The organism is Pseudomonas sp. 9.1(2019) (assembly GCF_009910445.1).
Lineage (GTDB): Bacteria > Pseudomonadota > Gammaproteobacteria > Pseudomonadales > Pseudomonadaceae > Aquipseudomonas > Aquipseudomonas paraversuta.
The window spans coordinates 285,329-304,326 of record NZ_VBWF01000011.1; the positions used below are offsets into that span (position 1 = coordinate 285,329).

Here is an 18,998-nt window from a genome sequence, read left to right on the forward strand (position 1 = left end):
GTTGAAATCACGATCAGGCTTGCGTCAGCTTTTGCACGGCACGTTCGAAGCGGTTCAGACCTTCTTCGATATCGGCCTCTTCAACCACCAGACTCGGGGCGAAACGCACCACGTCAGGACCGGCCTGCAAAATCATCAGGTTTTCTTTCTCACAGGCGTTGAAGATGTCTTTGGCCTTGCCTTTCCAGGCATCGCTCAATACACAACCAATCAACAGGCCCATGCCACGTACTTGCGTGAACAGGCCGTATTGCTGGCCAATTTTCTCAAGCCGGGTCTTGAACTGCTCGTGCCTGGTTTTCACACCGTTCAACACTTCAGGGGTGTTGATCACGTCGATCACCGCGTTGCCCACGGCGCACGCCAGCGGGTTGCCGCCGTAGGTGGTGCCATGAGTGCCGACAACCAGGTGTTTGGCCAGTGCTTCAGTGGTCAACATGGCTGCGATCGGGAAACCGCCACCCAGGCTCTTGGCACTGGTGAGGATGTCCGGGGTCACGCCGTAATGCATATAGGCAAACAACTCGCCGGTGCGGCCCATGCCGGTTTGCACTTCGTCAAACACCAGCAATGCATTGTGTTGATCGCACAAAGCGCGCGCGCCTTGCAGGTAAGCCTGTTCGGCCGGGAGCACACCGCCTTCGCCCTGGATCGGCTCCAGCACTACCGCGCAGGTCTTGTCCGAAATGGCCGCTTTCAAAGCGTCGAGATCGTTGAACGGGACATGGGTGATGCCGGTGATTTTCGGACCGAAGCCGTCGGAGTACTTCGACTGCCCACCCACGTTCACGGTGAACAGTGTGCGTCCGTGAAAGCTGTTGAGGGCGGCGATGATTTCGTACTTCTCAGGGCCAAAACGGTCATGGGCCACACGACGGGCCAGCTTGAACGCGGCCTCGTTGGCTTCTGCGCCCGAGTTGCAGAAGAACACCCGCTCAGCGAAGGTCGAGTCCACCAGCTTTTTGGCCAGGCGCAATGCCGGCTCGTTGGTGAACACGTTGGATACGTGCCACAGGGTGTTCGCCTGTTCAGTCAACGCGCCGACCAGTGCCGGATGTGCATGACCCAGAACGTTAACAGCGATGCCGCCTGCGAAGTCGATCAGTTCTCGACCTGCCTGATCCCAAACCCGGGAACCGGCACCGCGCACAGGAATGAAGGCGGCAGGTGCGTAGTTAGGAACCATGACCTGGTCGAAATCGGCGCGTTGCACCGGGGCTTGCTCAACGGACATCGGAGTCTCCTGAAGAGGAACGCCTGCCTGAACTGGCAAGCGATGGGGGGATTGTAAGGACACGCGGGGGGCAAGCCTTGTCGCCAAGCGACAACTTCTTACAGTGTCCTACCACGATTTTCCAAGGCTTGCGGCAATGCGACATATTCCGTCACAAAGGCGCAGTTTAAACGCTGGGCCGACTTTTCGGCAGCATCAACGCACTTTGATTGCTCATCCTGTTGCGGGGCGCACTCAGGCAAAACCAGGCCGCTGACTCTCAGCCGCGCTCGGCAGGCGCCGATGACAATTCGAACGGGCTGCTGCTGCGACGCTGATTGCGATCTTCACGAGGCGTTGCGCCAAAGAAGTTGCGATAGGCGCTGGAAAAATGCGGCCCCGATGAAAAGCCGCACGACAGGCCGATCTGAATGATCGACTTGCTGGTTTGCATCAGCATCTGACGCGCCTTGTTCAGACGCAACTCCAGATAGTACTGGCTCGGAACACGATTCAAGTATTGCTTGAATATCCGCTCCAGTTGCCGGCGAGACACGCAGACATGCTGGGCAATTTCGTCGGTGGTCAGCGGCTCTTCAATGTTGGCTTCCATCAGCAGCACGGCCTGGGTCAGCTTGGGATGGCTCGAACCCAGACGGTTTTGCAGAGGAATACGCTGGCGCTCGCCGCCTTCACGAATGCGCTCCACCACCAGTTCTTCGGAGACCGCGCCCGCCAGCTCGGCACCATGATCCCGGGCCAGCACTGCAAGCAGCAGATCCAGTACCGACAGGCCGCCGCAAGCACTCAGACGATCGCGGTCCCAGTCAAACAAGTGACTGGTGGCAATCACCTTAGGGAAGCGCTCGGCGAAATCATCCTGCCAGCGCCAGTGCACGGCAGCACGATAACCATCGAGCAAACCTATTTGCGCCAGCGGGTAAACCCCTGCCGACAGCCCGCCAATCACACAGCCCGCGCGCACCAATTGCTTGAGTGCGCTGCTCAGGGCCGGCGCGATGGTCGCCGGGGGTTCGTCAGCCAGCAAAAACAGTTTCTGGCAGCCTTCCAGCTTGCCCGTCCAGGGTTCACCGGGCAACTGCCAGGCGCCCTCTGCCGGCGGTTCGGCCTGTAAAAACAGCAACTCGTAAACGACTTCGGGGTGCACGCGCTGAGCAACACGCAACGCTTCCTCTGCCAGCGCCAGGGTCAAGGCTTTGGTGCTGGGCCAAATAAGGAAACCAATTCGATGGGCGGTCATAGCGTGCTATCCGGAACGAAAACAGAAGGAAAACCAAATGCGCCAACACTCAGCCTGGGCCAACTGCGCGAGACGCGGAGCATGACCTATTTTGGTGCACAGAGGCAGTCTTATAGCTGCAGTTATTTCAAGCTGCCCGACAGGAATTGCTGCAAACGCTCGCATTGCGGGTTTACCAGTACTTCACGCGGATCGCCGCTTTCTTCAACAATGCCTTTGTGCAAAAACACCAACTGGTTGGACACTTCACGGGCAAAGCCCATTTCGTGGGTCACCACAACCATGGTCCGGCCTTCGAGTGCCAGATCCTGCATCACTTTCAGCACATCACCCACCAGCTCCGGGTCGAGGGCTGAAGTCGGCTCGTCGAACAACATGACTTCAGGCTCCATCGCCAGCGCCCGGGCAATCGCCACACGCTGCTGTTCGCCACCGGACATATGCCCCGGGTAGGCGTCCTTGCGATGGGAAACACCCACTTTGTTCAGGTAATGCTCGGCCTTTTCCCGGGCCTCGGCCCTGGACATGCCCAGTACATGCACCGGTGCTTCCATGATGTTTTCCAGCGCAGTCATATGCGACCACAGATTGAAATGCTGGAACACCATCGACAGTCGCGAACGCATGCGCTGCAATTGCTTGGGATCAGCGGCCTTGAGCGCGCCGTCCTTGTTGGCAATCAGCTTGAGTTCTTCGCCATTGAGCAGGATTTTGCCGGCATGGGGCTGCTCAAGCAGGTTGATGCACCGCAAAAAGGTACTTTTGCCAGAGCCACTGGAACCGATGATGCTGATCACATCACCTGCTTTGGCGGCCAGCGAAACGCCTTTGAGCACTTCGTGACTGCCATAGCGTTTATGCAGATCTTGGACTTCAAGTTTGTACATGTTGTCGGTTCTCACAAAAACAGTCAGTCGTTGAGCAAGCGCCCGTGACGCAGAGGCTCACGCCCCGCCACTTTAGCCAGCCAGAAACCGGGTTGGGCATAACGCAGTCGCTCAACGGCAAATAATACGCCGGCCGTACCCGCGCATACCGTACTGACCCGGTCAGATAAAGGATCAATCACTTCAAACAGCGGCTCGCCGGCTTCAACCCAGGCGCCCGCCGGACGTAAAAAGCTCACCACACCGGGGTGCGGTGCATACAACAGTTCGGTGCCTTCGAACGGCATGCCTTCGCACGCCGGGTGCTGCGCGGCCGGCCAGTCCCCGGTAATCAAACCTTGCTCGGCCAGAAACGCCAGAATGGCTTCGGCATACGCCTGGGCCTCTGGACGTCCGGTATCGGACTGCCCGCCCAGCTCCAGGGTGGTAGCCATGCACGCCAGGGGAATCTGTGCATCGGCGAACTGGCGCTGCAAGCGCAACCACGGCAACGAACAGGCTTCATCGAACGAGCTGCCGCCGGAGTCTTCGGCCAATAATCCAACCCGCATGTTCAGATGCGCGGCCAGGGAGCGCCACTGCGGCCAATGCTGGGGCAAGGCGTACATGTGCAACGCCGCTTCCGCATCGCAATGCAGGTCGAGCACGATGTCCGCATTACAGGCATGGCTCAACAGTACCCGCTGCAGGCCCTGCAACTGGCTCGCAGCAGGTGGCAACTGCTCCAGCACATCAAGCATCGCCTGACGGATCAGACGGATATTGGCATGGGGATCATCCCCCAGACACCCTTGCAGCGCAGCTGCCACGGGGGCACTCAACTCAACGAAATCGCGGTTGAAGTTCTTGCCGCTGCCGGACTCGAAACGCCCCTGGTGGTTGCCTTGCAGCAACTGTCCCAACCCCAGCGGATTGGCCACAGGCACCAGTTCGATCACGCCGTTCAGGGCGCCCTGCAGTTCAAGCTCGGCCAGGCGCTTTTTCAGTTCCCAGGCGCAACGCATGCCCGGCAGCTCATCAGCATGCAGGCTGGCCTGAATGTAGGCCTTGCGCTCGCCGGTACCGAAACGGAACACCGTCAGCTGGCGCTCGGTTCCCAGGCTGCTCCACGGCAGTACATGATCGATACGTTCCATGGTCAGGCCTTGCGCGGGGCCATGTAGCCCAGCCAGCGGCGCTCGGCCAGTTTGAACAGGCGCACCAGAATGAACGTCAGGCACAGGTAAAACACACCGGCGGTGATATAGGCTTCGAACGGCAGGTAGTACTGCGCGTTGACCGTGCGTGCCGCACCTGTGATGTCGATCAGCGTCACGATGGAAGCCAGGCTGGTGGTCTGCAACATCATGATCACTTCGTTGCTGTATTGCGGCAGTGCCCGGCGCATGGCCGACGGCAGCAGAATACGGCGATACATTTTGTAGCGCGACATGCCCATGGCCTTTGCTGCCTCGATCTCGCCATTGGGTGTGGCCTTGAGGCTACCGGCAATGATTTCGGCGGTGTAGGCACTGGTGTTGATGGCAAACGCCAGACAGGCACAGAAGGTCGCACTGGACAGTAGCGGCCACAGGAAGCTGTCACGCACGGCCTCGAACTGAGCCAGACCGTAGTAGATCAAAAACAGCTGGACCAGCATCGGCGTACCGCGAATCACATAGGTGTACAGCCAGGCCGGAAAGTTGACCCAGGACTTCTTGGAGACCCGCATCAAACCCAGCGGCACAGCCACCAGCAAACCGAAAAACAGCGAGATGCCCAGCAGTTTAAGGGTTTCCAGCAGCCCATTCAGGTACAGCGGCATGCTGTCCCAAATGACGTTGTAGTCGAAGATCATAGATCAGCCGCCTTTACGCCTACCGAGTAGCGTTTCTCAAGTTGTCGCAGCGCCAACAGCGAAACACTGGTCAGCACCAGGTACATCGCCGCCACAGCCAGAAAGAAAGTAAAGGGTTCGCGGGTGGCATCCGCCGCCTGCTTGGCCTTGAACATCATGTCTTGCAAGCCGACCACCGAAATCAGGGCCGTCGCCTTGGTCAGTACCAGCCAGTTATTGGTGAACCCCGGAATCGCCAGGCGAATCATCTGCGGTACCAATACCCGGAAAAACACCTGAAAGCTGCTCATGCCATAAGCCATGCCCGCCTCGGCCTGACCTTTGGGGATCGCCATGAAGGCCCCGCGAAAGGTTTCGGACAGGTATGCACCAAAAATAAAGCCCAGGGTGCCGATACCCGCAGCCAGAGGGTTCAAGTCAATGTAATCGTCATGGCCCAGCATCGGCGCAACGTTGTTCAGCAAATTCTGACCGCCATAGAAAATCAGCAGGATCAACACCAGATCGGGTATCCCGCGGATAACCGTTGAATACAGATCGCCCAACCAGGCCAGCCAGCGCACCGGCGACAGGCGCAAGGAAACACCGATCAGACCTAGAACAATGGCCAGGGCCATGGACGACAAGGCGAGCTGAAGCGTCAGCCAAGCGCCATCGAGGATGACAGCCCCGTAGCCTTTCAACATGATTCAGGTCCTCGAAAATTAGGATGAAAAAATGGCGCAAACTTCAGAGATCCTGTTGCTTGCGCCATTTCGGACTTACCGCTGCGACGGTTTACTTGGCTTCTGGGCCGTAAATATCGAAGTCGAAGTATTTGTCCTGGATTTGCTTGTATTTACCGTTGTCACGAAGAGCCGTGATCGCGGTGTCGATCTTGTCTTTGAGCTCTTTGTCGCCCTTGCGTACCGCGATACCCACGCCGTCACCGAAGTATTTGACGTCGGTGAATTGCGGGCCTACGAAGGCATAGCCTTTGCCAGCCGGGGTTTTCAGGAAACCGTCATTGAGCAGGGTGGCGTCGGCCACGGTGCCATCAAGGCGACCGGCTTCGATGTCCAGATAGATTTCGTTTTGCGAGCTGTAAGGCACGACAGTTGCGCCTTTGGGTGCAAAGACTTCCTTGGCGAAACGGTCGTGAATCGAACCGCGCTGCACGCCGATTTTCTTGCCCTTGAGCTCGTCAAGGCTGTCGCTGACCACAGCACCGTCCTTCATCACCAGACGCGCCGGAGTGAGGTAGTACTTGTTGGTGAAGTCGACAGACTTTTTGCGGTCTTCGGTAATCGACATCGAGGACAGGATGGCGTCGATCTTGCGCACTTTAAGCGCCGGAATCAGGCCGTCGAATTCTTGTTCGACCCACACACACTTGACCTGCATCTGCTCGCACAGAGCATTACCGATGTCATAGTCAAAACCTACGATGCTGCCATCCGGCGCCTTGGAGGCAAACGGAGGATAAGCGGCTTCAATACCGATTTTCAGCGGTTTTTGATCAGCGAAAGCCTGCAGGGACAGCACGGACAGTGCCAGGGCGCCAAGAAGCACGAGTTTCTTCATCTTAGGACTCCATCGGTAAAGGGCAATAAATGCAGAATGAGCGTTAGCCCAAGATGCGGAGGTTAAACCGGGAATGCGGCGCCACGTCCTACTGGCGATGCACTGAGATCAGCACAACGACGACGAGCGAGTGATCGGCATTCTAACGACAGGCTTCAAGCCGTTATTTCTCCAATGCGACAACAAATTACAGATGCATCGAGAAATGCGACTCCAGTCATTGACAGCTCTTCGAATTCATGCAAGAGCAAAAGACATAGAACCTATGTGAGTTGCAAATAGCGGGCCTATTATTCGCAAAGCCTTCTATTCCGGCAAGTGTAGCGTTTCATCTTATTTTTCAGGGGAGTCAAAACAGCTCTAAAACGGTGCTTTTGGTGTCGCAAGGCCCCGTTTTTGTGCGCCTGGTTACACCTGCGGTAACACTGCCCGAGGCACCCCCAACTCCGCCAGCTGCCAAATAAAAACCCCGCCGGGCAATGCCGGGCGGGGTTCGGGAGCGCAAAGAAGGTTTATGCCTGCTTCATGCTCTTGTGGGTTTCGATCAAATGCTGCACCACACCCGGGTCGGCCAGGGTGGAAATATCCCCCAGACCGTCATATTCACCGGTGGCGATCTTGCGCAGGATACGGCGCATGATTTTGCCGGATCGGGTTTTCGGCAAGCCTGGCGCCCACTGGATGACATCCGGCGAGGCAATCGGACCTATCTCTTTACGCACCCAGTTTTTCAACTCCAGACGCAGCTCTTCACTTGGCGCTTCACCGCCATTGAGGGTGACGTAGACATAAATGCCCTGCCCCTTGATGTCGTGGGGCACGCCTACAACAGCCGCCTCGGCGACTTTCGGGTGAGCCACCATCGCGCTTTCGATTTCGGCGGTCCCCATGCGATGGCCAGAAACGTTAAGCACATCGTCCACCCGGCCGGTGATCCAGTAGTAACCGTCTTCGTCGCGACGGGCCCCGTCACCCGTGAAGTACATGCCGCGGAAGGTCTTGAAGTAGGTATCGACAAAACGGTCGTGATCGCCATACAGGGTGCGTGCCTGACCCGGCCACGAATCCAGGATCACCAGGTTGCCTTCCGCCGCACCTTCAATCAGGTTGCCCAGGTTGTCCACCAGCCCCGGCACCACACCGAAGAATGGACGCGCCGCAGAACCCGGCTTGAGCGCATGGGCTCCCGGCAGCGGGCTCATCATGCAAGCACCGGTTTCGGTCTGCCACCAGGTATCAACGATGGGGCAACGCTCTTTACCGACGGTTGTGTAGTACCAGTTCCAGGCTTCCGGGTTGATCGGCTCACCTACCGAACCCAGCAGACGCAGGCTTGAACCGTCAGCATCCTTAACCGCGGCCTGACCTTCGGCCATCATGGCGCGAATGGCCGTTGGCGCGGTGTAGAGGATGTTGACCTTGTGCTTGTCGACAATTTTCGACACCCGGGTGATGTCCGGATAGTTCGGTACGCCTTCGAACAGCACTGTGGTCGCGCCATTGGCCAGGGGGCCGTAGACGATATAGGTGTGACCGGTTACCCAGCCGACGTCAGCCGTGCACCAGTAGACCTCGCCGGGACGATAGTCGAATACGCGTTCATGGGTCAGCGCGGCATACAGCAGATAACCGCCCGTGGTGTGTTGCACCCCTTTGGGCTTGCCGGTGGAGCCGGAGGTATAAAGGATGAACAACGCTTCTTCGGCGCCCATCTCTTTTGGCGCGCAGTGGGTGGAAGCCACGGCCATCAAGTCGTGATACCAGATGTCTCGGTGCTTGTACCAGGCGATATCGCCGCCGGTACGCTTGAACACGATGATTTTCTGCACGCTCGAGGTATCAGGGTTGGTCAGTGCCACATCGACATTGGCCTTGAGCGCCGTACGCTTGCCGCCGCGCACGCCCTCGTCGGCAGTAATCACCACCTTGGACTTGCAGTCGATGATGCGTCCTGCCAGCGCCTCGGGCGAGAAGCCACCGAACACCACCGAGTGAATGGCACCGATCCGGGTACAGGCCAGCATGGCGACCACAGCTTCGGGCACCATCGGCATATAGATAGTTACTACGTCGCCACGGTGAACGTCCTGACCGCGCAACGCGTTGGCGAGCTTGCACACTTCTTCGTGCAGTTCGCGGTAGGTGATGTTGCGCTGCTCGGAAGGATCATCGCCCTCCCAGATAATCGCAACCTGATCGCCGCGCTCGGCAAGGTGGCGATCCAGGCAGTTGTAGGAAACGTTAAGCGTGCCGTCGGCGAACCATTTGATATCGACATGGTGGTCGTCGAAAGAGGTCTGCTTGACGGTGGTGAACGGCTTGATCCAGTCGAGACGCTGAGCCTGCTCGCGCCAGAAGCCATCGGGATTGACCACGGACTGCTGGTACATCGCCTTGTAGGTCGCCTCATCGGTCAGCGTATTGGCTGCTACTTCAGGGCGTACGGGATACAGGGAAGCGGCACTCATGTTTCATACCTCGATGTTTGTAGTTGTTGTTTTATGACCCTGTTTTAGCCGGGCCGGGGCATGAGATCCATTCGACGTTGGTAGTAAGAAATACCCGGAAAAACCCTGATTTCTCTGCCGAAGCCTCAAGCACAGTACTTACAGCGCTTTATCCTTTGATTCAGGAATTGCCAAAAACCAAATCCGGGTCTGTTTTCGACGATTGTTGCAGAATCTGTCAACAGTCTTTATCAAAACCCCCTCTTTATGCCTGTAGCGCCCGGGCCTAAAATTGACCTCGCCAACCAAGGCACTGCGATTGATACAAGTTACAGCCCCCACGAAGGCATGTTTAATCGCTCTTAACTCATCAAGTTTTACACGCAGCCCCACAAGGGCTGTGTGATCCCACTCGACCAAAAACAGGTAATTACGAAATGAAAGCGTTGTTAGTTCTGGCCCTCAGCAGTGTGTGTTTAACCGCCCTGGCGGATGAAGCAACTATGCCCGCCGGACACCCGCAACCCGCCGTAGAACAGTACTCCTACTCTTCCGAGCTGGATATCGCCAAGGTCATCTCCATGAGCGAAATCCCCAGTGTTTGCGAAGTGGTGCCGGCCCAGATGGTCTATGAAGACTCGCAAGGCACCCAGCACATCCTTGAATACCGGGTAATGGGCAACGGCTGTTCCAACGGCTGATCCGCAACTTACAAATCCCCCGCTACTTAATTACATCCCTTGTTAACGCGATCCAACGCGGCACTTTATTGCAACTTACAGCGCTATTTATTGCGCATTGAAAAGTTGCCTGCCTGCGCCTCAATCGCCAGGAGTTAAACCCATGAAACGCGCATTAATATTGGCTTTAAGCATGTCTGTACTTGCAGGTAGCGCCTTTGCCGCTGACGGTTATGACCACACCCATTCAGCGACCTTTACTGAAGACGGCTATGACAACACCCGCTCGGCCAGCTTCGCTGAAGACGGTTACGACAACACCCGCTCAGCCACTTTTGCCGAAGACGGCTACGATCGCACCAACGGCCATCGCCTGAGCTGACAGCGTATCGACTTGATGCCCGGTTTCGACCGGGCGTAGTCTGCCCCGCCACCGCCCCTCGCCCCATCAAAGCCACACCACATTCGTGGTCCCCGGTACACACCAGAAATACTTCCTCGCAAGCAAACCCTCGCCCAGCAACGGCCATGCTCAAGTCCAGGCCGGATTTAGGGCATTTCGTCGCATCGTACGAAAAAAAACTGGCTGAAATACCCTGTACAAAAGCCGTATACTGCCGCCATCCAAAGGGTGTTCCATACCCCTTGAGCGGGCTGTAAACCACGTAGCTCCGGCCTTCTGGGCCAGGGTGAGATGCTGAACAGACAGCATCCCCTCAGCGACAGCCGGGACAGCCCCCGAATATATTCATGTTTTTGCGTGCGTACATCGCTACTGCAGCAACATTTCTTAGATCCAAGTGGCCTATGGCCGTGTGACAACCAAACAATCAGTGTTACCACACGGGCACAGGCCCTCACGCAGGAGACGACACGTCATGCTGAGCTGGGACGAATTCGACAAAGAAGAGGAAGGTGAAGTCGCTGTCAAAGGCGCCAATGCCGGCCACGCAACCGAAGCCAACATGGACCGCCTTGACGCTGCTGGCGGCGTTGCGGCTCAGGAAGCCCGTGCAGTCACTGCTTCTGACTCCGCTGCAATCCAGCGCGCCAAGGCAGCCCTGGACAATCTCGACATCGCGGAAGGCCTGGCCGAGCTCGAAGGCGCCAGCGCCCGCGTTGCCGTCGATGAAAAGATGATGATCAACTGCCGCGCCGACCTTAACCAGCTCGTACCCTTCAAGTACGACTGGGCATGGCAGAAGTATCTGGACGGTTGCGCAAATCACTGGATGCCGCAAGAAGTCAACATGACCGCCGACATCGCCCTCTGGAAAAACCCGGAAGGCCTGACCGACGACGAACGCCGCATCGTGATGCGCAACCTGGGCTTCTTCTCCACCGCCGACTCCCTGGTTGCCAACAACCTGGTACTGGCCGTATACCGCCTGATCACCAACCCGGAATGCCGCCAGTACATCCTGCGCCAGGCGTTCGAAGAGGCGATCCACACCCACGCCTACCAGTACTGCATTGAATCCCTGGCCATGGATGAAGGCGAGATCTTCAACATGTACCACGAGATCCCGTCGGTCGCTAAAAAAGCTACCTGGGGCCTGAAGTACACCCGTTCGATCTCCGATCCGAAGTTCGAAACCGGCACCGTTGAAACCGACAAGGAACTGCTGCGCAACCTGATCGCTTACTACTGCGTTCTGGAAGGCATCTTCTTCTACTGCGGCTTCACCCAGATCCTGTCGATGGGTCGTCGCAACAAGATGACCGGCGTCGCCGAGCAGTTCCAGTACATCCTGCGCGACGAATCCATGCACCTTAACTTCGGCATCGATGTGATCAACCAGATCAAAATCGAAAACCCGCACCTGTGGGACGCTGAAATGAAGGAAGAGGCCTCGCAGATGATCCTGCAGGGTACTCAGCTGGAAATCGAATACGCACGTGACACCATGCCACGCGGTGTATTGGGCATGAACGCGGCCATGATGGAGGACTACCTCAAGTTCATCGCCAACCGCCGCCTGTCGCAAATCGGCCTGAAAGAAGAATACCCGGGCACCACTAACCCGTTCCCATGGATGAGCGAAATCATGGACTTGAAGAAAGAGAAAAACTTCTTCGAGACACGGGTTATCGAGTACCAGACTGGCGGCGCACTGAGCTGGGATTGATTCCGATTTGGTCATACGCTGTTTAAAAGGGCTGCCGCGAGGCGGCCCTTTTTATTGGGCGCAATATTTGTCGTGCACGTATCGAAATTTTCGACTGTTACCTGTAATGCAAAACGCCTGAAACGGGGGCTTTTCGGGTGAGAGCTCCACCCCGGAACTGATCAGAAAAACGGGTTTGATTGCCTTTAAAAACAACTGTATAAAAACACAGTATATTTTCAAGCACTGACTCAGCCCCGGAGAATCGCCATGCCCAATCCAGCCATGCACAGTACGTTGGAACGCATCATCATCAATCAATTCACCCCGCTGCACTGCACCCAGGCGCGGCAAATGCTCGACTGGAGTTTCGAGCAACTGAGTCAGAAATCCAGGGTTTCAGTCCCCGCCATCCAGCGTTTTGAAGCCGGCGAGCCCATTCGCGATGTCACTCGACTGGCTCTGGCTTATAGCCTGGAAGCAGAAGGCCTGGTGTTCTTCCCGGGGTTCGCGCCAGGTCGCGGCGGCAACATCCGCGGCACAACCCCCGATCCGACAGGTCGTGAAGACTTCGCACTGCTTGAATAAGCTTATTTGCCATTCTTGCCCGGGGTGTCCTGCATGGTTTGTACTTCCAGCCACCATGCACGCCCGGGGTGAGGCTGCAACAGGTTGAACACCTCCCCCATTGATGGCGTTGTGATCAGAATATTGCGTTGCTCCGCCAGCGCCACGATACGGTCAAAAGGCTCATGCCAGGCATGAAAGGCCAGATCGAAGGTGCCGTTGTGGACAGGCAATAACCAGCGACCTTTCAGGTCGATATGGGCCTGCAAGGTCTGCTCGGGCTGCATGTGCACGTCAGGCCAGTCGACGTTATAGGCCCCCGTTTCCATCAGGGTCAGATCAAACGGCCCAAACTGTTCACCGATCAGTTTGAAACCGTCGAAATACCCGGAGTCACCACTGAAGAAAATCCGTACTTCGTCAATGATCATGACCCACGACACCCAGAGCGTCTGGTTGTGATCAAACAACCCGCGACCAGAAAAATGCTGGCACGGAGTAGCTATAAAACGAATGCCTGCCAGCTGTGTTTGCTGCCACCAATCCAGTTGCTGAACTTTACTGGCGGGGACTCCCCACTTGACCAGCAAGTCCCCCACACCCAGCGGGGCCAGAAAATGCCTGGTTTTGGCGGCCAGCTGCAACACCGTCTTTTGATCAAGATGATCGTAGTGATTGTGTGACAGGATCACTGCTTCCAGGGGCGGAAGCTCATCCAGGCTGATGGGTGGCGCATGAAAACGCTTGGGGCCCGCCCACTGGAACGGCGAGGCGCGCTCGGCATACACCGGGTCGGTCAGCCAGTATTTGCCTTTGAGTTTGAGCAAGAGGGTCGAATGCCCCAACCGGTAGACACTAAAATCCGGCGCCTCCTCCAATTGCCGGCGACTCAATGAGTTGACCGGAACCGCCCCTGCCGGGCGTGTATTCGCAGGTTTATGGAAGAACATCTTCCAGAAAATCCCCAGCGTCTTGCCCAGACTGGAAGGCGGCCGTGCCTGCTGGTTGCGAAATGCTCCTTGATGACGCTCTGCGGGTTTAAGCGCCTCTGAACTGGCTGAGTCGCGTGTCATTCTTTCAAACCTCAGTAATGAATGATTATCAGGCTTGCTTTTCGAGCCGTAGAGGGTCAAACGTAACTCAGCGCATTCGGACAGAGTCACACCGACCGGCCTGCCGATACCAACGGAACCAGTATTGATGAGAACGGCCCCACACGCTGAGTTGTTATCCGGATGTTGCCAGCGTAAAAATCCACAACGCGCTACTCGCTGAATATCAAAGATCAGCAGTGCTGTCCCATGGCAAAGACGCACTCCACTATCCAGACATCTGCCGGATAACTATGGACAATCAAAAAGGCAAAGGTTTGTCGTTCGCCCGGCGAATTTATTTGCCGCGAAGCATTGGCCTGGCGATTGGCTGCTTCAGCGTGATGGCTGCCATCTACCCCCTCAACTTGCCGACCTGGGTATGGGGGCTGTTGCTGATCAACGGCTTTATCTGGCCACACCTGGCCTTTCAATTGTCTTGCCGTTCTATTTACCCGTATCGGGCCGAACGCCACAACATGCTGATTGACTCTTTGTTCGGAGGCTTCTGGGCCGCCAGCATGCAGTTCAATCCGCTGCCGACAGTGACCATCCTGTCGATGATGATCATGAACAACGTAGCCGTCGGCGGCCCAAAAATGCTGATCCGCGGGCTGCTGGCACAATTGGCCGGAGTCCTGCTGTCATGGCTGTTATTTGGCGCGGCCTTCAACCCGGACACCACGGCAATACAAATCTATGCCTGCTTGCCCATGTTGACGCTCTATCCGTTCGCCGTGGGCATGATCAGTTATCAACTGGCGACCAAACTGGCCGAGCACAAACGTACGCTGCGCGCCCTGAGCCGTACCGATAGCCTGACCGGCCTGCTCAACCACGGCTCATGGAAAGACTTGCTGAAAATCAGCTTCCAACACTGCAAGCAGACACATTCCACTGCCACCCTGGTGTTGATTGATATTGACCACTTCAAGCGCATCAATGACACCCACGGACATATCGTAGGCGACGGCGTGCTGCGCGAGTTGAGCAACGAACTCAAAGATAACCTGCGCGTAGAAGACCTGGCCGGGCGTTATGGCGGTGATGAATTCTGCGTCATTTTGCCTGATCGCTCACTGGCCCAAGCGCAGGAAATCATGGAGCGATTGAGCCAGTTGTTCAGTAATTACCGGCACTGCGATGAACCTGAGTTGCGCGCAAGCTTGAGCATCGGCTTGGCAGCTTTCCGGGCCGAATATCAGGATGCGTCGATGTGGCTGAATGAAGCCGACAAAGCGTTATACATCGCCAAGAATACCGGTCGTAACAAGATCAGCCTCGGAGCCGCAGACACGCTGATGGATATAGTCTTGAGCAAGCCATAAAGCACGCAAAACAAGAGCGAGAGCCCTGTGAATACAGATAAAAACGACACTGCGCACGCCCCTGAAAAAGTTGACCACCTACGTTTTCATCGAGCCCACGCCCACCTGGAACCTACTTTCGGCAGTGACAAGTTCGCCTTGAGAGCCGAAGCCTTTGCCCGCTTTTTTGGCACGCCCACCTTTCTTGGCGCCCAGACATTGATCGTGGTGATATGGGTGTGTTTGAACCTGTTTGGCGTGACGCATTTTGATATCTACCCGTTCATCCTGCTCAATCTGGCTTTCAGCCTGCAATCGGCTTACGCCGCCCCCTTGATTTTGTTGGCGCAAACCCGCCAGGCGGCACGGGACAAGGCCCAGGCAGATGCTGACGCCCAGCACCGTGAAGCACTGGCCGTGGCCAATACCGAGCGACAAGCCGCTGCAGCGCAAACCAATGAGAAAATCATGACGTTGCTGGAGCAAAACACCCGGCTGACCGAAATGACCAAGCAACTGACCGAGCGAATTGAAAGCCTGACCTCGGAAATGCACCAGCATCTGGTGCGCAAGGCGCCTTAACTGACACAGCGGCGTACCGCGGTAATTTCAGGCAAGTCCTGACGTTGCATGTACACACGCAAAGGCTGGGTGATGTTCAGGCGGTCGTCGATATTCTGCTCCAGTAACAACTGGATCAGCTCGCGCTTGAGTGTCATGGTGTCCTGCGCCGCGGGCTGCCAGACGAACTCGCAAGCAGGCGTGATGTTGTCGTCGGCGACATCCATACCGAAAGAATCTTCACTGAAACGAACAATGTACTGTTGAGTCTTACGATTGAAACCGACAAAACCGTAAAGTAGATCGGCGGCCTGGCAGATTAGCTGCGAAGTGATGCGCATGGTAAACCTCACTGAAGAGCCAGGAAGGCTCTAGGGTCGATGATTTACACGCAAGATTTAACACTCATCCCTCTGCCGGGGACGCTGATGACATCAAGAGTACTGCACAAATTTTCTAATACCAAGGACCTCAACAATGCCTGTTACTTTTGCCAAAAGCACTCTACTGCTGAGCTTGCTGCTAGGAATGGGTTGCGCACACGCCGCCAGCGCCCCAGACGCATCCGAAGCAGCCCTGGCCAGCGCTCATGGCATCCCGCATCCGGCAGTCATCGCCCATCGAGGGGCATCTTTCGACGCACCGGAGTCTACCGCTGCGTCCTACAAGCTTGCCCGTGACCTGGGTGCCGACTACCTGGAGATGGATCTGCAACGCAGTAAAGACGGAGTGCTGTTTGCGCTACATGACAACAGCTTGTTACGCACCACGGATGTTGCGCAAAAATTCCCCGAGCGCAAAGACAGCCCGGCCAGCGCCTTCACCCTGGCAGAGCTGAAAACACTGGATGCCGGTAGCTGGTTCAACCAGGCCTATCCCGACCGCGCCCGCCCCGCCTATGTCGGACTGCCAATCCTGACGCTGGACGAAATTATCGATATTGCCCAGGGCAACCCGCAGCACAAGCCAGGCCTGTACATCGAAACAAAAGAGCCCAAGCAGTTTCCGGGTATTGAGCGCGACCTGAAAAACAAGCTGGGCGAACGCGGCTGGCTAAAACCGGTCGTTTCAACTGCTGACAAGGGTGCGCTTCAAACCGGTGAAGGCAAAGGCCGGGTGATGCTGCAAACCTTCGAAAAAAGCAGCCTTGAATTACTGCAAAAAGAAATGCCCGACACACCAAAAATCTTGCTCCTGTGGGTCGGCGAAGGCGGCATGGCAGCAAACTCCAGCGTCAGCTTTGCCGACTCGGGCGCGAAGGACAAAGCAGCCTATTACGCCAGACTTCAACCCAGGGACAAAGCCGAGTTCATGCAGTGGCTCGACTTTGCCAAGGCCAACGGTGCCATCGGCACAGGCCCGTCTGCGGCCTTGACCGCGGGAGGTGCCCAGAGCTATTTCGACCTGATTCAGCCGTGGATGAACCAGGCGACCCACGACAAAGGCATGCTGGTCCATGTCTACACCCTTGACGAGCCAGTGGACTTCAAGAAGGCCATGGATGTCGGCGTAGACGGCATCTTCACTAACCGCGCCAGCGAACTGCTCAAGTACTACCAGCGCCCCGCGACAAAGAGCGTGAACCAACTACTGGAACAGAACGGCTACTAAGAACTTGAGTAAGTGATTCAGACACAGGGCGAAAATTAAGGATTAATTAAGTTGTCATGGTTAATCTGATCCCACTTAAAGAGTTCACCCTGGAGGGATTAAACATGAAACCACTTAACCTGATGTTCGCCGCTGCCGCCCTGACCCTGACTGCCGGCCTGGCCCAGGCCGATGTACGCCCCGACCATATTCCGGGCCTGCTCAAATCGGGTGAGATCGCTTCATTTGAAAAACTCAATCAAGCGGCACTGGATAAACACCCCGGTTCGACCATTGTCGACACCGAGCTGGATCACTCCTACGGCAAACTGGTTTATGAGGTTGAACTGCGTGACGCCAAAGGCATCAAGTGGGATGTAGACCTCGATGCAAAAACCGCCGAAGTGCTGCAAGACAAACAAGATACTTGAGTCGCATAAATAAAAAGCCGCGCCCCTCGTCATGAGGGGCGCGGCTTTTTTATTACCCCTGCTCTCCTCGGACTTTCACACTCACCCAGTATGAATTTGCACGAGCTCCAGTTGTTCTAGCTAGAATCAGGTTTTTTCTGCGAGAACATTTCCCATGGGGCACAGTACGGCCGCCGATATCGCGACGATTAACCGGATCAGTGCCGTACCGGCGATTCTTCAGGTCATCACTGAAATGACCGGAATGCGCTTTGCCGCCGTTGCGCGTGTCACCCAACAAACCTGGACCGCGTGCGCGGTGCTCGACAACCTGGGTTTTGGCTTGCAGGCCGGCGGGGAACTGGATCTGATCAGTACCTTGTGCTTTGAAAGCATGACCTCACACCTGCCGATCATCATCGATCAGGCCAGCGCAGATCCGATGTACCAACACCATGCCACACCCAAAATGTATCGCTTCGAGAGTTACATTACGATTCCGGTATTTCGCACTGACGGCACGTTCTTCGGCACCCTCTGCGCCCTGGACCCGGAACCCGCAAGGCTCAAAAACAGCGCCATACAATCGACGATGGAGTCATTTTCGCGCCTGCTTTCGCTGCAAATTGAAGCCGAAGAAAACTTGCAGCGCACAGAGATGGCACTGATCAAGGAGCGTGAAAATGCTGAATTGCGCGAGCAGTTCATTGCCGTCATAGGCCACGATTTACGCAACCCGTTATTCTCCATTACCACAGCAGCCGAACGTCTATTGCACAAACACCCCGATCCGAAGACCGAGCATCTGGTGCAACACATTCTGACCTGCGGCTATCGCGCTTCGCAGCTGGTAGAAGATGTACTGGACTTTGCCCGTGGCCGACTCGGTGGCGGAATTCCCTTGACGCTGCGCGAATGCTCCGACCTCGATCAAGTGTTGCGGCATGTCATCTCGGAAGTACAAAGCGTTCATCCCCACCGCCTGATTCAGTTACAAATAGAGCCACTGGACAGCATTCGCTGTGACAGCGGCCGTTTGGCACAACTGCTTTCCAATCTGCTGGCCAACGCCATCACCCATGGTTCTGCCACCGATCCGGTTCACGTCGAAGCCCGGATCCTTGACCGGGTCTTTAGCCTTAGCGTCACCAATCAGGGGCCGCCCATTCCGGCAGAGGTCATGCCGTACCTGTTTCAACCCTACTACCGTCCCGCTAACGACACACCACAGGCCGGGCTGGGGCTGGGCCTGTACATTGCCAGCCAGATCGCCCTGTCCCATGGTGGCCATGTCGAGGTGATTTCCAATGAACAGCAGGGTACGGTCTTTACCTTTGAATTCGAGGCGCAACCTGGCTCGTGACGGGCAGTTTTCGCCGCAACCAGGAGCCACATTGCACGGGGAGTGATTTTTGGCGCCGACCACTGGCGCGGGCCAGCTGGCCGATATGAACTAAGTTGGAGGACGTGTAGCTC

19 protein-coding genes are annotated in these 18,998 nt (G+C 56.4%); 9 read left to right on the top strand and 10 right to left on the bottom strand.

Features of this window, described 5'->3' with window-relative positions:
* Positions 1–13: 13 nt before the first annotated feature.
* The 8 genes from FEZ21_RS20220 to acs all read right to left on the bottom strand — a co-directional run bounded on the left by FEZ21_RS20220 (position 14) and on the right by acs (position 9,229).
* Positions 14–1,234, bottom strand: a complete 1,221-nt coding sequence (locus FEZ21_RS20220) for an aspartate aminotransferase family protein (RefSeq protein ID WP_003440867.1) — start codon at positions 1,232–1,234, stop codon at positions 14–16.
* Positions 1,235–1,493: 259 nt separating this feature from the next.
* Positions 1,494–2,474, bottom strand: a complete 981-nt coding sequence (argR, locus tag FEZ21_RS20225; RefSeq protein ID WP_003440864.1) for a transcriptional regulator ArgR — start codon at positions 2,472–2,474, stop codon at positions 1,494–1,496.
* Positions 2,475–2,596: 122 nt separating this feature from the next.
* Entirely contained in the window at positions 2,597–3,361 is a 765-nt protein-coding gene (locus FEZ21_RS20230; protein WP_003440860.1) for an ABC transporter ATP-binding protein, read from the bottom strand.
* Positions 3,362–3,384: 23 nt separating this feature from the next.
* Positions 3,385–4,497 carry a succinylglutamate desuccinylase/aspartoacylase family protein gene (locus FEZ21_RS20235; RefSeq protein WP_003440858.1) on the bottom strand — a complete coding sequence of 371 codons (1,113 nt, stop codon included), beginning with the start codon at positions 4,495–4,497 and terminating at the stop codon, positions 3,385–3,387.
* Positions 4,498–4,499: 2 nt separating this feature from the next.
* Complete coding sequence (locus FEZ21_RS20240) at positions 4,500–5,198, bottom strand: ABC transporter permease (RefSeq protein WP_003440855.1); 699 nt, start codon at positions 5,196–5,198, stop codon at positions 4,500–4,502.
* Positions 5,195–5,884 (bottom strand): ABC transporter permease, encoded by a 690-nt coding sequence (locus FEZ21_RS20245; RefSeq protein WP_003440853.1) that lies wholly within the window; start codon positions 5,882–5,884, stop codon positions 5,195–5,197. Before FEZ21_RS20245 ends, FEZ21_RS20240 begins: the two co-directional genes overlap by 4 nt.
* A 91-nt stretch (positions 5,885–5,975) precedes the next feature.
* On the bottom strand, positions 5,976–6,761 hold the full coding sequence (locus FEZ21_RS20250; protein ID WP_003440850.1) for an ABC transporter substrate-binding protein: 786 nt from the start codon (positions 6,759–6,761) through the stop codon (positions 5,976–5,978).
* A 512-nt stretch (positions 6,762–7,273) separates the two neighbouring features.
* Positions 7,274–9,229 (bottom strand): acetate--CoA ligase, encoded by a 1,956-nt coding sequence (acs, locus tag FEZ21_RS20255; RefSeq protein WP_010655912.1) that lies wholly within the window; start codon positions 9,227–9,229, stop codon positions 7,274–7,276.
* A gap of 416 nt (positions 9,230–9,645) precedes the next feature.
* Here acs and FEZ21_RS20260 point away from each other — a divergent pair, with 416 nt between their 5' ends.
* The 4 genes from FEZ21_RS20260 (at position 9,646) to FEZ21_RS20275 (ending at position 12,584) form a co-directional block, all read left to right on the top strand.
* Positions 9,646–9,909 (top strand): DUF2790 domain-containing protein, encoded by a 264-nt coding sequence (locus FEZ21_RS20260; protein WP_003440846.1) that lies wholly within the window; start codon positions 9,646–9,648, stop codon positions 9,907–9,909.
* A gap of 142 nt (positions 9,910–10,051) precedes the next feature.
* On the top strand, positions 10,052–10,270 hold the full coding sequence (locus FEZ21_RS20265) for a heme utilization protein (protein WP_160628298.1): 219 nt from the start codon (positions 10,052–10,054) through the stop codon (positions 10,268–10,270).
* A 496-nt stretch (positions 10,271–10,766) separates the two neighbouring features.
* A complete protein-coding gene (locus tag FEZ21_RS20270) occupies positions 10,767–12,017 on the top strand; it encodes a ribonucleotide-diphosphate reductase subunit beta (RefSeq protein ID WP_003440841.1) in 1,251 nt (416 codons plus the stop codon).
* 249 nt (positions 12,018–12,266) lie between these two features.
* Positions 12,267–12,584: a helix-turn-helix transcriptional regulator gene (locus tag FEZ21_RS20275; RefSeq protein WP_003440839.1), complete on the top strand. Its 318-nt coding sequence runs from the start codon at positions 12,267–12,269 to the stop codon at positions 12,582–12,584.
* Positions 12,585–12,586: 2 nt separating this feature from the next.
* On the opposite strand, the gene FEZ21_RS20280 is transcribed toward FEZ21_RS20275, so the two are convergent.
* Positions 12,587–13,636 (bottom strand): MBL fold metallo-hydrolase, encoded by a 1,050-nt coding sequence (locus FEZ21_RS20280; RefSeq protein WP_160628299.1) that lies wholly within the window; start codon positions 13,634–13,636, stop codon positions 12,587–12,589.
* A 272-nt stretch (positions 13,637–13,908) separates the two neighbouring features.
* Here FEZ21_RS20280 and FEZ21_RS20285 point away from each other — a divergent pair, with 272 nt between their 5' ends.
* Positions 13,909–14,982, top strand: coding sequence for a diguanylate cyclase (locus FEZ21_RS20285; RefSeq protein WP_160628300.1), 1,074 nt, complete (start codon positions 13,909–13,911; stop codon positions 14,980–14,982).
* A 27-nt stretch (positions 14,983–15,009) separates the two neighbouring features.
* Positions 15,010–15,543: a DUF1003 domain-containing protein gene (locus tag FEZ21_RS20290; protein ID WP_010655915.1), complete on the top strand. Its 534-nt coding sequence runs from the start codon at positions 15,010–15,012 to the stop codon at positions 15,541–15,543.
* Here FEZ21_RS20290 and FEZ21_RS20295 read toward each other — a convergent pair.
* Positions 15,540–15,863 (bottom strand): DUF2025 family protein, encoded by a 324-nt coding sequence (locus FEZ21_RS20295; RefSeq protein ID WP_160628302.1) that lies wholly within the window; start codon positions 15,861–15,863, stop codon positions 15,540–15,542. The genes FEZ21_RS20290 and FEZ21_RS20295 overlap by 4 nt on opposite strands.
* A 136-nt stretch (positions 15,864–15,999) precedes the next feature.
* Here FEZ21_RS20295 and FEZ21_RS20300 point away from each other — a divergent pair, with 136 nt between their 5' ends.
* The 3 genes from FEZ21_RS20300 (at position 16,000) to FEZ21_RS20310 (ending at position 18,885) form a co-directional block, all read left to right on the top strand.
* Positions 16,000–17,133: a glycerophosphodiester phosphodiesterase gene (locus tag FEZ21_RS20300; protein WP_160628303.1), complete on the top strand. Its 1,134-nt coding sequence runs from the start codon at positions 16,000–16,002 to the stop codon at positions 17,131–17,133.
* A gap of 104 nt (positions 17,134–17,237) precedes the next feature.
* A complete protein-coding gene (locus FEZ21_RS20305) occupies positions 17,238–17,543 on the top strand; it encodes a PepSY domain-containing protein (RefSeq protein ID WP_003440805.1) in 306 nt (101 codons plus the stop codon).
* 154 nt (positions 17,544–17,697) lie between these two features.
* Positions 17,698–18,885, top strand: coding sequence for a GAF domain-containing sensor histidine kinase (locus FEZ21_RS20310; protein WP_003440802.1), 1,188 nt, complete (start codon positions 17,698–17,700; stop codon positions 18,883–18,885).
* Positions 18,886–18,998 lie beyond the last annotated feature (113 nt).

Coding starts and splice junctions, on each gene's coding strand:
- FEZ21_RS20220 (WP_003440867.1), bottom strand. CDS start 1,234: ATGTCCGTTGAGCAAGCCCCGGTGCAACGCGCCGATTTCGACCAGGTC.
- argR (WP_003440864.1), bottom strand. CDS start 2,474: ATGACCGCCCATCGAATTGGTTTCCTTATTTGGCCCAGCACCAAAGCC.
- FEZ21_RS20230 (WP_003440860.1), bottom strand. CDS start 3,361: ATGTACAAACTTGAAGTCCAAGATCTGCATAAACGCTATGGCAGTCAC.
- FEZ21_RS20235 (WP_003440858.1), bottom strand. CDS start 4,497: ATGGAACGTATCGATCATGTACTGCCGTGGAGCAGCCTGGGAACCGAG.
- FEZ21_RS20240 (WP_003440855.1), bottom strand. CDS start 5,198: ATGATCTTCGACTACAACGTCATTTGGGACAGCATGCCGCTGTACCTG.
- FEZ21_RS20245 (WP_003440853.1), bottom strand. CDS start 5,884: ATGTTGAAAGGCTACGGGGCTGTCATCCTCGATGGCGCTTGGCTGACG.
- FEZ21_RS20250 (WP_003440850.1), bottom strand. CDS start 6,761: ATGAAGAAACTCGTGCTTCTTGGCGCCCTGGCACTGTCCGTGCTGTCC.
- acs (WP_010655912.1), bottom strand. CDS start 9,229: ATGAGTGCCGCTTCCCTGTATCCCGTACGCCCTGAAGTAGCAGCCAAT.
- FEZ21_RS20260 (WP_003440846.1), top strand. CDS start 9,646: ATGAAAGCGTTGTTAGTTCTGGCCCTCAGCAGTGTGTGTTTAACCGCC.
- FEZ21_RS20265 (WP_160628298.1), top strand. CDS start 10,052: ATGAAACGCGCATTAATATTGGCTTTAAGCATGTCTGTACTTGCAGGT.
- FEZ21_RS20270 (WP_003440841.1), top strand. CDS start 10,767: ATGCTGAGCTGGGACGAATTCGACAAAGAAGAGGAAGGTGAAGTCGCT.
- FEZ21_RS20275 (WP_003440839.1), top strand. CDS start 12,267: ATGCCCAATCCAGCCATGCACAGTACGTTGGAACGCATCATCATCAAT.
- FEZ21_RS20280 (WP_160628299.1), bottom strand. CDS start 13,636: ATGACACGCGACTCAGCCAGTTCAGAGGCGCTTAAACCCGCAGAGCGT.
- FEZ21_RS20285 (WP_160628300.1), top strand. CDS start 13,909: ATGGACAATCAAAAAGGCAAAGGTTTGTCGTTCGCCCGGCGAATTTAT.
- FEZ21_RS20295 (WP_160628302.1), bottom strand. CDS start 15,863: ATGCGCATCACTTCGCAGCTAATCTGCCAGGCCGCCGATCTACTTTAC.
- FEZ21_RS20300 (WP_160628303.1), top strand. CDS start 16,000: ATGCCTGTTACTTTTGCCAAAAGCACTCTACTGCTGAGCTTGCTGCTA.
- FEZ21_RS20305 (WP_003440805.1), top strand. CDS start 17,238: ATGAAACCACTTAACCTGATGTTCGCCGCTGCCGCCCTGACCCTGACT.
- FEZ21_RS20310 (WP_003440802.1), top strand. CDS start 17,698: ATGGGGCACAGTACGGCCGCCGATATCGCGACGATTAACCGGATCAGT.